General features: G+C 63.1%; 11 protein-coding genes. 2 read left to right on the plus strand and 9 right to left on the minus strand.

Annotated elements, in window-relative coordinates; genetic code table 11:
- Positions 1 to 32: 32 nt before the first annotated feature.
- The 7 genes from ACR9FL_RS07925 to ACR9FL_RS07955 form a co-directional block, all read right to left on the minus strand.
- A complete protein-coding gene (locus ACR9FL_RS07925; protein ID WP_436357947.1) occupies positions 33 to 2,645 on the minus strand; it encodes a VapE domain-containing protein in 2,613 nt (870 codons plus the stop codon).
- 437 nt (positions 2,646 to 3,082) lie between these two features.
- Positions 3,083 to 3,652 (minus strand): hypothetical protein, encoded by a 570-nt coding sequence (locus tag ACR9FL_RS07930; RefSeq protein WP_436357948.1) that lies wholly within the window; start codon positions 3,650 to 3,652, stop codon positions 3,083 to 3,085.
- A 207-nt stretch (positions 3,653 to 3,859) separates the two neighbouring features.
- Positions 3,860 to 4,087 carry a hypothetical protein gene (locus tag ACR9FL_RS07935; RefSeq protein ID WP_436357949.1) on the minus strand — a complete coding sequence of 76 codons (228 nt, stop codon included), beginning with the start codon at positions 4,085 to 4,087 and terminating at the stop codon, positions 3,860 to 3,862.
- Positions 4,080 to 5,162, minus strand: coding sequence for a hypothetical protein (locus tag ACR9FL_RS07940; RefSeq protein WP_436357950.1), 1,083 nt, complete (start codon positions 5,160 to 5,162; stop codon positions 4,080 to 4,082). The genes ACR9FL_RS07935 and ACR9FL_RS07940 overlap by 8 nt, the downstream gene beginning before the upstream one ends.
- 425 nt (positions 5,163 to 5,587) lie before the next feature.
- Positions 5,588 to 6,774 (minus strand): IS3 family transposase gene (locus ACR9FL_RS07945; protein WP_138141362.1). Its coding sequence is split into 2 segments (ribosomal slippage): positions 5,588 to 6,513 and positions 6,513 to 6,774, totalling 1,188 coding nucleotides; the frame shifts between segments, so codons are not numbered across the junction.
- A gap of 50 nt (positions 6,775 to 6,824) precedes the next feature.
- On the minus strand, positions 6,825 to 7,706 hold the full coding sequence (locus tag ACR9FL_RS07950; RefSeq protein WP_436357951.1) for a hypothetical protein: 882 nt from the start codon (positions 7,704 to 7,706) through the stop codon (positions 6,825 to 6,827).
- Positions 7,703 to 8,968, minus strand: coding sequence for a tyrosine-type recombinase/integrase (locus ACR9FL_RS07955; RefSeq protein WP_436357952.1), 1,266 nt, complete (start codon positions 8,966 to 8,968; stop codon positions 7,703 to 7,705). Before ACR9FL_RS07955 ends, ACR9FL_RS07950 begins: the two co-directional genes overlap by 4 nt.
- Before the next feature lie 462 nt (positions 8,969 to 9,430).
- Between ACR9FL_RS07955 and ACR9FL_RS07960 the strand changes: the two genes are divergently transcribed.
- Complete coding sequence (locus ACR9FL_RS07960) at positions 9,431 to 9,928, plus strand: lysozyme inhibitor LprI family protein (RefSeq protein WP_436357953.1); 498 nt, start codon at positions 9,431 to 9,433, stop codon at positions 9,926 to 9,928.
- A gap of 98 nt (positions 9,929 to 10,026) precedes the next feature.
- Here the strand turns inward: ACR9FL_RS07960 and ACR9FL_RS07965 are convergent, their stop codons facing one another.
- Positions 10,027 to 10,440, minus strand: a complete 414-nt coding sequence (locus ACR9FL_RS07965) for a GFA family protein (protein ID WP_436357954.1) — start codon at positions 10,438 to 10,440, stop codon at positions 10,027 to 10,029.
- A 39-nt stretch (positions 10,441 to 10,479) separates the two neighbouring features.
- A complete protein-coding gene (locus ACR9FL_RS07970; RefSeq protein WP_436357955.1) occupies positions 10,480 to 11,199 on the minus strand; it encodes a polysaccharide biosynthesis/export family protein in 720 nt (239 codons plus the stop codon).
- 117 nt (positions 11,200 to 11,316) lie between these two features.
- On the opposite strand from ACR9FL_RS07970, the gene ACR9FL_RS07975 reads away from it, so the two are divergent.
- Positions 11,317 to 12,762, plus strand: a complete 1,446-nt coding sequence (locus ACR9FL_RS07975) for a GumC family protein (protein WP_296172218.1) — start codon at positions 11,317 to 11,319, stop codon at positions 12,760 to 12,762.
- Positions 12,763 to 12,797: the final 35 nt, after the last annotated feature.

Genomic DNA, 12,797 nt, shown 5'->3' on the forward strand with positions numbered 1-12,797 from the left:
ACTTGACGTTCGTCGAGCGGAGGTCTCGCCCGTTAGGCCGCCTCAGGCAACGCGAGGCTTGTCACCCGCCGGTAAAGTCGCTGGTTGCCCCAGCTTTTAGTCGCGCGAGGCGTGGGTAGAGCCATCCACCCCGAGAGGCGTGACAGGGCTCGACCAATCTCGCGTGACTCTCTGCCACTTGCGGTGCCTCGCATGTTGCCGAGCATGGTCACCCAGATGTCGAGCACGCACACCTCATCGCGAAGGACAACATCATCGCCTGAGTGGCCATCGAAGCCCGTCTCTGAGCCAACGGGTTCTTCAAGCCATGCTTGGATCTGCCCCAGCAGCATGTCCTCACCGCCCAGTTCGCGCCGGCTTTCCTGCAGATCCTTTGCATAAGCCGCAGCAACCGGGTTCTTCATGTAGAGGGGGAGGGTGCCGGTCGGGTGCTCTTGACGCATGTGATCGTACATCGCCTTGGCCTCGGCCCAGATCTGATCGACCTCACCGGCGAGTCTGTCTGTGTCGATCTCCTCCACGCTGCAGGCGATCGGCCAGAACCGCCGGCCGCCTGTGTTGTCGCGCAGGTATTCGGTCTCGTTGGTGGAGCCCAGGAACACGCATTGTCGCTGAAATTCGGTCGCACGGCGGTCATAGGCCATCCGCACCTTGTCGGTCTGCCGGCTGATGAAGCCCTTTATCGTGGTGACCTCGGCCTTCGAAAAGCCGGACAATTCGGCCAGTTCCAGCAGCCAGGCACCCTGCATCCGCTCGACCATGCCCTTGGCGTCGTGGAAGTCGCCTTCGAGTTCGGCGAACCAGTGCTTAGCCAAAGTCCGGATGAACGTAGACTTACGTTTGCCTTGCACGCCCTCGAGGATGGGCACGAAATCGAACTTATGGCCGGGCTCGAACACGCGCGTCACGGCGCCAAGCAGGAAGAGCAGGGCGGCTTCGCGATGATACGGGTTGTCCTCGGCACCGACGTAGTCGACGAACAGGGTGGCCACTCGCCGCTGGCCGTCCCACTCCAGCCCGTTCAGGTAGTCGCGGATCGGGTGGAAGGCGTGCAGGTATGACACCTTGTCGACCGCCGCCTTGAGATCGCGATCGCTGGTCTTGAGACCGTAGCCGCCCTGACGATCGGGCGCCTCGAGGATCAGGCGAATATCGCTGTCGTGAGCATCCTTCCAATGGTCGCCGTTGATGGGGTCGCGCAGCCGCCAAATCGCGCCCTCCAATTGGCGCACTGGCTTGGGCGACTCCTTGCGCAGCTTCTGCCGCTTGGGCGTTCCGACCTGAACGACCTCTTGCGTGAACTCATTGAAGCCAATGACGCCGCGCAACCTTGCGTCGTGACGCAAGATTATCTCGACGTTGTGGAGGGTCGGCTTCGGGTGACCCTCTTCGTTGAGTTGCAGGAATGACTTCCACTCGGGGTCGTACTCGACAGGGGAGGGTTTTGTCGCCTCAGATACGCCCGGCGTGATCGGACTGGCGGTGATCGGTCCCAGCAGATCCTCGATGTCGTCAGACGGCGTCGGCGTTACCGACGGCACCAGCGCGACCGCCGTCGACGGCTCATCCGCCAGCAGATCCTCGACGTCATCGAAGCCGTCGTCGTCCATGAAGTCGTGCGCCTGGGCTAGGCGGTTCGTCGCCGCAGCCTGGATCAGCGACGCCATGCGAACGGGGTTGGCGTTCGGTTTGCCGAAGGACTTCCAGACGGCCTCCTGGTCCTTCATGTTGAACTTGTTGGGGTCGACCTCGACGACCTGGCGGGACCATTCGCACCAGCGATCGAAGCCGGCGTCGTCGCCGACGTACTCGTGGTGCAGCGCCATGCCGACGCGATACCAGCAGTCGCGATCCATGAGCCAGTCTTCGGGGAGGTCGGCCAACGTGGCGTCGATCTCGGCCGCGCTCAGGCCCATGGGCTCGGCGCGGAACATGGTCATCAGGTCGTCGTCATCGTCCGCGGCAGCAGCCTCGCCGACGCCCCACGACGCCACGACGTCAGACGGAATGATCGGGCCGACGCCGAGTTCGAGCAGATCGACTTCGATCTCACGACCCCAGATGTAGCGTTCGCCGGTATCGGGATGGATGGACGGCGGCAGCACAGCCTGCTTGGGGGCGCCAAACAGTTCGACCTCCCAGTCGTGCTTCTTCACCTCGCGGCCGAGGCGCGCGTCGAAGACCATGGAATAGCCGACAGACTTCGCCAGCTTCTTGGAGCGGAAGGGCTTGTCGGTGACGAAATAGAGGTGACGGCTCTCACCGCCGCTGCCGGACACCACGAAGGGCGCCGACCGGGCCGCAGGCCAGCGCTCGAGCAGGGCCGCCCAGGCGTCGTCGGCCTGTGCAGCGTCACGGATGTCGAGGTCGATAAGCGTCAGGTAGCCGCCAGCCACGCGGCTGTGTTCGCCGGGGCGGATGCCGAGATTGAAGTTGCGCCGATAGGCGGCGGTCAGTGACTCCATCGTATGAACGGGAGCACTGGACCACTCGTCGCCGACGGGGCGCTTGGAGCGCGGGTGTAGCCAGTGGACAGCGACGCCGGCCGCGATCAAGCGGCGAGCGGCGTCCAGCATCTCCCGGCGACCAGGCATGGGGGATTGGTCGGCCGCCGTAACGCGACCGTCGTCCTTGGCGGAAGACATTGGATTTTCCTTAGTGCTTGGACTGGCCGCTATGCGCCATCATGGATTCGACGGCTTCATGCTGCTCAGGCGGTACCAAATCCCAGTCGCCCACGATGGCGAACCGGGGTTCTGGGCCGTCTGTGATGACCAGCTCCGCAGCCATGGCAGCGACGGTACCCACGGTTTCGGCGATACGGCGACGTCCTTTGGTCTCACGGGCCGCGAGCAGGGCTGCTGTTGATAGAGACAGCCCTTGATCGACTAGCTCGCGGCGCCGGTTGGAACGCCAGTGACGCCATTCTGATGGGAGAGCCATTATCTGGTCACGAAGCTGATTTGGGCGACGACCTTCTTGGCTCGTTTGATGCCAGTACGCCGCAGTCGTCCTTTGAGGAGCGCGCGCTTCATTACGAGCGTAAAGGTCCGGCGACGCCAGCGGTGCAGAGCGGGAATCGTCACAGCGTAGCACCGGCAGCGTCAACGGCACGGAAGACGGCGTCGCGATGCTCAAGTCCGATATAGGATTCGTTCCGCCGCTTTGACAGAGAAGGCGCGAGCGAGGTCCTGAAGGCGGTGTCGCTGCTGGCACGTCGCAGAAGACTGAGCCTCGCGTCATTGACGGTTCCTCCCGCCGCCAGGACAGTGCGAGCAGTTTCCACCGCCTCCTGCGACAGTGGCGGTTCCACCGAGTTACTACGTTGCGCTACCTTTTCAGCCACGGGCTTGGGCGCAGACAACGCTGGCAGATCGTCTTCCGTGGAGGCGACTGTAGGCTTGGCGGCGGCGGTCGGTTCAGTAGGCGTCACACAGGCTACGCCAAACGATTGTTCGATTGCAGCATCCTCTAGCGACTTGAGCACACGCGCAGGTTTGTCCGAAAGCTTCATGTCTGCGAAGGACTGGTCAAGCGCCAACTCGTCCGGCGACCTATTTGCGGAGATCACTGCGGCAGGGTGCTTCTCGCCGACGTGCCTGGCGAAGGACTGATCGATAGCGACATCTTCAGCAGATTTGGCGTTGATCAAGAGTTTCTCTCCTTTTGGTGGGCCGGTGGGGTTTCTCGGCTTGGGAGGGCTGGTGCCTGTTGCCGCGAAAAGCGACGAGCCAGAACTCGGTCGGCTTTGCCGTTGACACCGAGTTCGCCTGGGCGGGTAAACTGAACCATGAAACCGGTCATGACTGTTCCGATGTGAGTGGTGGCAGTGCGCCGCTGAATCGACGGCTGCGGAAGATCAGTCCTCGAAAAGGCGAGCGTCGCGGTAGTCGAGATCTCGTGTAGCGGCATCCAACTGGACCAAGCGGTCGACCTGGTCATCGGGAGCCTCAAAGACTTCGCCCGGTTCGACGTAGATGACACGCGCTTTGGTCTTGGGCATGCCGTCGTCGTCGTAACCGACGATGTCTACAGCACCCGTGGGGTCGCCCAGCTGGACGGAGCAAAGCGCTAGAAGCTTAGTCATTATGAACCTCAACAGTTTCGGTGGAAGTAGTGGTGATTGCTGAGCTAACCGTCGCTTCGAAAGCGGAGGGGTTCAGCTCGGCGGGCGTGAACAGCGGCGGCAGTTCGCGCAGAAGGCGGCGCACCATCCGGCCGGGGGCCCGCAAGCCGGGATGGTTCACATCGGCTGCACTGAACTCTGAGCCGAGGACGCGCTCGCGTTCTGCATCGATAGCAACCAGCCTAGCCAGCGCCGGAGCCAGAGCGGCGAACTCCTGACGTACGCTCGTGATTGCAGCCAGATGGTGGGCGGCGGTCCGATCAAGCGTCGCAGCGATTAAATCCTGACGGGCGCCTTGAAGCGCCAAGCTGCACGCCTCGTGGCCGTTAGCAGCCAAGGGTATTGCCCGCTCTGTGGCGTCTATCTTCAGCCTGAGCTTGCGGATTTTCGCAGCCTCGGGCTGGCTGTCGCCAACATCGCCGCCGGCCAGAACGACCTCCGTTAGTCGCACGGCCATGGCTCCTTCGAACTTTCTTAGGGCCTCGCGATCTTTGGCAAGTGAAGATTTCAACTGCTGAACACGTACCGTCACGGACCCCGCTGCAGCCTCTGCAGCCTCGACGGCCCATAGCGCAGCCTCAAGATTTGTTTCGGCGTCGGCGATCGACAGCGCGACGTAAGGCTGTTTCTCGACAAGTTCAGCGGCTTGCTTCGACACCGGAGCCGCCGCCGCTACAGCATGTTGCAGCGAGACCTTGGTCACCGTTCTCCACGGTATGACTGCGCCACTCGACACGTCGATACTGAAACGAGAGACACCGCCACGACGGCCCTTGATATCGAACATGACGGTGTTCGCATCAGAACTGGCGGTCTGCCCGGACAAACGGCCAATGTCGGTTGTGAATTCAGGCACAATAGGACGGGTTGATCCGCGAGCCAGCATCGGCGACGTCGAGAAGCCGGACTGTAGACCGAACCATGTCGGGTGCCCCATCACGGCAATCGCAGCTGCCCGTTCGCCCAGCGTTGCTGAGACCGGCAGACTCTGAAGCTTGGACTGCACTGCCTCCAGAATGTCTCGCAGATCGGTCACGAATTTGTCCTCGCATTTTGGAGTCGCTCTAGAAGCCAGCTTTCAACCGAGTGGGGGCCGGTCATCGGGTACAGAATCTTGCGACCTAGCCGCAGGAACGGCGGGCCTTTTTCAGGGGTGTAAATCCTGATCTTCTTGAGGAAACTGGCAGAGACACCGGCTGCTTGGGCCGCGTCTCTCGTGGTGCCAAATGTCGCTTGCATATCCATCTCCAATCTCGTCTGGAGAAACATGCAGCGGTGGCCTGTAACGGCGAACGGGCTGCCGTCAGGAGCCCGTTACAGCGCCGCGCGCGGGATAGCCGTGTAGCTAGCCACGTGCCTGCGGTTCCGCAGAGGCGTGATTACGAGGACCGCATCGAGGCAAGGTGACGGCCCCATTTCATCCGAAATGATCCCGTTCAGCTGTGACGTGCCCCTGAATTTTCATCCAGCGGCGACCAGAGTCCTTGGGTTAGTTACGCCTCGCAGCGTGGGATGAGCAACAGGCCGGACCGCGCAGCTTTCATCCTGCGCAGCGGGTCGGCCTGTTGCGGTCAGACTGGCGGCAAAAGCCTCCGGGGTGAGGTAGCCGATCGATGAATGCGGCCGGCGGGTGTTGTAGTCCAGCGCCCAGGCGGCGACCTTCTGGCGGGCGTGGTCGAGGCCGAAGAACAGGCTTTCGTTCAACAGTTCGTCGCGCATCCGCCCGTTGAAGGATTCCACAAACCCGTTCTGGGTCGGCTTGCCCGGCGCGATGTAGTGCCAGTCGACGCCTTGATCCTGCGCCCAGGCCAGGATGGCCGTGGACGTAAACTCCGTGCCGTTGTCGCTGACGATCATGGCAGGACGGCCCCGCCGAGAGATCAGCGCTGTCAGCTCTCGCGCGACGCGGCGTCCCGAGATCGAGGTGTCGGGGATCGCCGCCAGGCACTCGCGGGTGACGTCGTCGACCACGTTGAGAATGCGGAAGCGGCGGCCCGTGGCGAACTGGTCGTGCACAAAGTCCAGCGACCAGCGGGCGTTCGGCCTGGCCTCGACCAGGATCGGCGCCCGCGTGCCTATGGCGCGACGACGTGAGCGGCGCTTGCGCACCGTCAGGCCTTCCTCGCGATAGAGCCGGTAGATCCGGTTCTTGCCCGAGGCCTCACCCTCACGTCGCAGCAGCACGAACAGCCGCCGATAGCCGAACCGTCGCCGCTCCACAGCCAGCGCGCGTAGCCGCTCCCGCAGCGCCGTGTCCGGCTGACGGCAGGAGCGATAGCGCACCGATTTGCGATCGGCCTTGATGATGGAGCAGGCCCGCCGCTCGCTGACGCCGAACGCCGCCTTCAGATGGGCGACGGCCTGGCGCATCGCCGCGGGCCTTACCACTTTTTTGAGAGCAGATCATTCAGCGCCGCCTTGTCGAGCATGGCGTCGGCCAGCAGACGTTTCAGCCGGCCGTTCTCGTCTTCCAGGGCGCGCAGGCGCTGGGCGTCCGACACGCTCATCCCGCCGAACTTGGCCTTCCAGGCGTAGATCGTGCCCTCCGACACGCCGTGCTTGCGCGCCAGCTCGCCCGCTTTGGCGCCGGCCTCGTTCTCCCGCAGGATCCCGATGATCTGCTCTTCCGTGAATCTCGCTCGTTTCATTCCGTCCGTCCTTTCAAGGGCCGGACTCTAGCTCCGCGTGGAGGAAATTCTCAGGGGCACGTCAGCTGTACTATCGTACCGCAGTCCCATGCAGCGCGAAATTCGACGCTCTCTCGTTCGTGCATACAGTCGCCTGCCAGTTGCGGTGCCTTGCCGCCCGAGTCCTGCTGAAGGCTGCATTCGAAATCTGTGCCGAGACAATCGACGCGTTCCCTTATGTGTGCGCATTCGTCCGGCAAAAGCAGTTCGTCGCGAAACCCGCCACCGACAACCTCCTCACGGATGAGGAGCTTAACAGCCGCCATGTGGCGCCCCTCCAGTGGGGCGACATTTCTTGGTTGGCTCCGAGCGGAACGCCGGATGACAATTCCCATAATTGCGCGTCGGTCGTCGACTGGCACGGGATTGGGCAGGAGGTACTTACCGCTTACATCATGCGTGAGATGGCGAGCTGCTCGTTCGAGGGAGGCAAGGAATGCGCTGTCTAGTCTTGCCTGCCCAGTCATGGTGTCTGGTGCCAGGAGCGCCACCTGCGAAGCGCTGAGCTGGCCATCTTTAGAGGCACCCACTGAACGCAATTCATCGTCGCTCCACCGGCCTGCCGCCTGAGCCTCGCGAGCTTGCCTGGCTGAAGTCGAAGCTTGAACTCGCAGAGACTCTGCTTCGCGCCGATCATCGCCGTGCCGACGAAGCCAATCAGCGTTGGATTGGGCGGCAGCGGTTTTCGATTGGGCACCGCCATTCCGAGCTGCCTCTTCGATCAGCGCTTGGAACTGATGCTCGATCCTGACCGCGGGCACATATTTCGGACGTTCAATCTTCTTAGCTTCGATGGCGAGAAGTATCGCCAGGCGCCGCCAGCCGTCCTCGTTTTCACTGCATCCGTAACGGTCCAAAAGATCCGCCAGGGTCTCATGCGCCGCGCTGATCATGACGCTATTCCCTTATTCAAAGCCAACTCTAGAGTCGTCGCAATGTGATCAGTCGCGGCCCTTTGGGGGTCATTGGCCAAATGAGCGTATCGAGCTGTGGTGGCAGCATGCCGATGCCCGAGCAGAGCCCCGATGATCGGCAATCCGATATTCGACGCCACCCCTACAGACGCGAATGCGTGACGAAGATCATGCAGACGGACGTCGGCGAGGCCGGCATGCGTTCGAAGTCGCGCCCAAGGCCGCTGGAGATCAGCACGGGGCTGGTCGTCGACGGAGCCCTCTGCGTACGCGCCCGCGATGACGAAGGTGCCTTTGCGGGGGAGGCCACTAAGCAGCTCGAGGGCGGGGGAGGAAAGCACGATCGTTTTCGCACCAGTTTTTGAATCCGGCAGACGAAGGACGCCTCGCTCGATATCTACTTCCGACCATCTAAGGTGAAGGATCTCCCGCAGTCTCGCCCCCGTAAATATGAGCAGTCGCACGGCCGCTACCGCGTACGGATCGAGGGAGGCGGGGGCTTTGGGAGCATGCTTAGAGGGCTTAACCGGGTTGATCCGGCGAGGCAGGCCTGTCGTCTCGGCTAGCCTTAAACTGGCGCCCAGCCTCGCGAGTTCGTCACTGCTGAGCAAGCGTTCGCGTGGCTTCTCTTTGAAACGTTCGATCCCGGCGGCGGGATTTTCATGCCGCCTCGGGAGAATACCCGTCTTGATCGCGTGTGCCCAAGCGGCACTAATCAGCTCGACGGATCTGTTCGCAGTCGTTGGGAGCCGCTTGCCGGTAAGTCTGTGCAGTCGCGCCACATCACCGTGCGTTATGCTGATCGCCTGGCGGGTGCCGATCTGGGGTTTGATGTGCAGCCTGGCAAGCAGCTCGAATGACTGCAGAGACTTTGCCTTGCGCTTCGGCCGTATGTGCTCACTCAGATACGCCTCGATGATCTCGGCCACTGTTTCAGCGCTACGCTGATCCGATTTGTCGCGCGCCGGATCTGCCCCCTGCGTGACGCGAGCAAGTTCGATCTTCGCCATGCTGCGGGCGACGTCGGCCTTGAGCGTTTCGGACACGCGGCCCAGCGTGAGGCGCTTCTTCGCAACTCGCCGTCCACCGGAGCCGGGCCGGTATTCTACAATCCAAGACTTCGCACCAGACGGGAACACGCGGACGCCGAATCCTTGCAGCTTCTCGTCGAAGTACGTCTTCACTTTGTGTTCTGGCTGGAGCGCCTCAACGCTCCGACGATCGATCTTGATGATTGCCAAGCGGGGCTCCTGAGTCGCCACCGAGTCGCCACGGCGCTGGGAAACGCCGGGACCCGTGGGGTCTCATGAGAATACTCAGGGAACGTCAGAACGCGAGTCGAAAGATCAAGAATCTGGTGTAGACTACTGTTTGGACTCGATTTTTGGGACGTATTGGGACCCATAGGCACTCATAGGGACTCATGGTCCCCAATCGACTTGGTTGTGGATAAATCTGGTTTGGGACCAGAGGGTCGGAGGTTCGAATCCTCTCGCCCCGACCATGGATTAGCCCGTTTGGGCCTGATCGGTTTTATAGCCGGTTTTACTGCGGGCGTTCGTGTTCTGGCCTCGTCCAGACGACCGATGCGGTCTGGCAGCCGTTCGTCTTTCTTGACGTATTTGCGGATCATCGCCGCCACCTAGTTCTCGGACCAATCGCTCAGCTCGCGGTAGAGCGGGATCGCCCGTCTCGAATGGTCATTGTCAGCCGCCGATGCCAGTATCGGGCGCTTGGTTCATTTAGGGGAGATTGCGATGGCGGCGTTGTTGGCTTTGTTCGGCGCGCTTTCGATCAGCTCGGCGACGGTTCAGGACGACTGGTCAGACGTCGATTGCACGAATGCAGGCTCGACGCTGGAGCAGAACGTCTGCGCAGGGCGCGATGTCAGGGCCCTGGAGGAGAACCTGCGCCTATACACCGACACCGCCTATGCGGTCCTGCGGGAGAACGACGAAAGAGATTCCGAGGCCTTGATAGCGGAAATCCGTGAAGGTGAGCGGCTGTGGCGGGCCTATGTGGAGGCGGCGTGCGGCGCCGTGGACACCTATTGGAAGCAGGGCACGATCCGTACAGTCATGGCCGCCAGTTGCGAGATGGAGCTGATCCGGGAACGCACCCACCACATCTGGCGCGAATATCTGACGCCGATGGAAGGGATGCCCCGCCTGGCCGAGCCGCCGCGCAGCGGTTTCCGCTGAGGCGGCGGGCGCAGGGCAAGGCGGCGCGAACGACTAGCGTCCACAACGTGTCGTGAGCGGTCATGACGAGAGCGAGCGTCGTGTTCAGGTAGATCAGTTCACGGCGCGTCTTCGTCGGTGGGAAGATCGGCGCCGTGGCGATACCAGGGGGCGCGGGAGGACCAGCATTCATGCAGGGAGGCGGTCACGCCGGGGTCGTCGTCGAACGAACCGCCTGGAATGATGACTTGTCGACCGCTGCGCGTGAAATGGGGCAGGGGCGAGCCGCAGGTCCTGCAAAATGCGGTCGCGAAGCTTCTCGCTGAGGGCAGGTCAAACCGAGCCGTCTGATCCTGGCCTCGGGTCCACCTGAAGGCGTCAGGGGCGACGACGGCGTTGGTGGTGAAGGATGCGCCGCTGGATTTTCGGCAGCGCGAACAGTGGCAGTTCACGAACATCTCGAACGGCGGCGAGACCTCGTAGGCGACCTTGCCGCATAGGCAACTGCCGCGAATGGCTGATTCTGATCTCATCGCACGAGGTTATCCGTGCGGCGGATTTCATCAATGCGGTCAGGTCGAGGCGTAGCCGCCGTTCAAGGCGTAGCTGAAGCCGATCGGCAGGGCGGAGCGGAACAGGGTGAAGAAGGCCGCCAGTTCGCCCAGGGTCGAGCGGGGCAGGAAGATGATGTCGCCGCGACGCAGGGCCACGACCTCGCTCTGGCGCGGGCGCAGATCGACCACGCGCATCATGCGCACGCCGCCGGGGCCACGTCGGATCAGGGCGGCCTGCTGGGCCTTGGCCGAGGGCAGGGCGCCGCCGGCCATGATGACCGCCTGATAGGCGTCGATGTCGCCCGGCATGTCGAAAACGCCCGGATTGCGAACCTCGCCGTCCACCCAGACCTTGAGCGGGCCGGCCAGACGCAGGGTCACCTCGACTTCGGGGCGTCTTAGCTGCGTGGCGTAACCCGCTGAAATATCGGCCTCGAGTTGTGACAGGGTGCGGTCGGCGGCCATGACGTGGCCGAGCAGGGGCAGGGAGACGCGGCCGTCGGGGCCGATCTTGAGCTGGCGCGTCAGCTCCGTGGCGGTCGGCGTCGCGACCTCGATCTCGTCGCCGGGATAGAGCAGGTATTCGGGCTCGATATCGGTCCAGTCGGCGAAGGGGATGTCCGGGAACTGATCCGCGCCCACGCCGTGGACCCGACGCCCATCATGCGCTGAGGCGCTGGCGCAGCCGGTCAGGCCGGCGGCGAGGCCCATCAGGACGAGACGACGATCAGGGATCATGGAGGTGATGACCAGGATTGAATTCGGATTAAGCTTAGGCTGAACGGTTATGGGTAACGGGTGGTTAACGTGCCACCGGCAAAGGTGTGCTCGACGATTCCAACGGATTGCCGGTTCATGCGTTCGACAGCCTATGCAGCCTCCCGACCGCGTTACGGCGTCCTCGACGTCGTGGTGCTGCTGTTCCGCGAGCTGTGGCTGATGATCTTGATCTTCGCCATCCTGTTCATCATCGGCGCCGCGGCGGCTCTGACGCTCAAGAAGACCTATACGGCGGGCGCCAGCCTGTTTGTCGGCGTGGGTCAGGAATATGTCTATCAGCCGCGCGTGGGCGCCACGGACCGCGGCGCGCCGCCCGCCGCCGGCGAGGTGGCGCAGTCGGAAGCCGCCATCCTGAACAGCCTCGAGGTCAAGCAGCGCGTCGTCCGCGCCCTGGGCGTCGAGACCTTTCAGGACGGCAAGCCGGCCACGGGCACGCCCGCTGAACAGGAGGCCGCCGCCGTGCGCGCCGTCAGCGCCGGCCTGGACGTGTCGGCGGCGCCGCTGAGCCCTGTCGTCGGCCTGACCTACAAGAGCGATGATCCCGACCTGTCGGCGCGGGTTCTGAACACGGTGATCGACCAGTATCTGACCTATCGTCGCGAGGTCTTCCAGGATCGCGCCACCCCGGCCATCCAGACCCAGCGTCAGACCTTTGAAGGCGAACTGGCGGACGCCGACCGGGCCTATGAGGCCTTCCTGAGCAGCAACAATATCGGCGACTTCGCAACGGCCAAGGCCACGCTGGCGGGCACCTATCAGTCGATCTTTGCTGAGCGGATGAATGTGCAGGCGCAGCTGAACCAGGCTTCGCAACGACTGGCGACCCTGGTGGCGCAGCAGAACCGGACGCCGGCGGAAATCGCTCTGCAACAGGACCTGAACATTTCGGCGCAGGACCAGATCCTGCAACTGCGGACCCAGCGCGAAACCCTGTTGTCGCGCTATCAGCCCGACGCCCAGCCGGTGCGCGAGATCGAGAACCAGATCGCCCAGCTTCAAGCCTATGTCGGCACGGGCACCGCCGTCGGCGCCAAGGAGGTCCGCACGGGCCCCAACCCGATCTGGGTCGAGCTGGAAACCACCCGTATCAACGCCCAGGCCGAGCGGGACGCCCTGGCCGCGCGCTTGTCGGTTCTGGACCGTCAGGTCGTCGATCTGCGGGCGCGTCAGGCCCGGCTGACCGAACTGGAATCGCGCAACGCCACCCTGTCCGGCAACCGCGAGGTCCTGTCGGCCTCGATCCGCGAGTTCCAACTGCGCGAGACCCAGAGCCGCGCCGACAACGAACTGGTCAAGGCGGGGGCGGACAATGTCACCGTGATCGAGCGCGCCCAGCCGCCGTCGCGGGGCAAGAGCATGAAGGCCGTGCTCTTCATCGCCGCCTTCCTGTTCGCCGGGTTCACGGCGCTGTGCGTCGGTCTGGTGCGGGTCTTCCTGCGCAAGGGCTTCTCGATGCCGTCGACCGCCAGTCGGACCCTGCAACTGCCGGTATTGGCCGTCGCGCCGATGAAGCGCGCCTGATCGCCGAATGGTCATGCTAGGCTGACGGCTTAGGG

The sequence above is a fragment of the Brevundimonas sp. CEF1 genome (genome assembly GCF_051353055.1).
In the GTDB taxonomy this organism is placed as follows: Bacteria; Pseudomonadota; Alphaproteobacteria; order Caulobacterales; family Caulobacteraceae; genus Brevundimonas.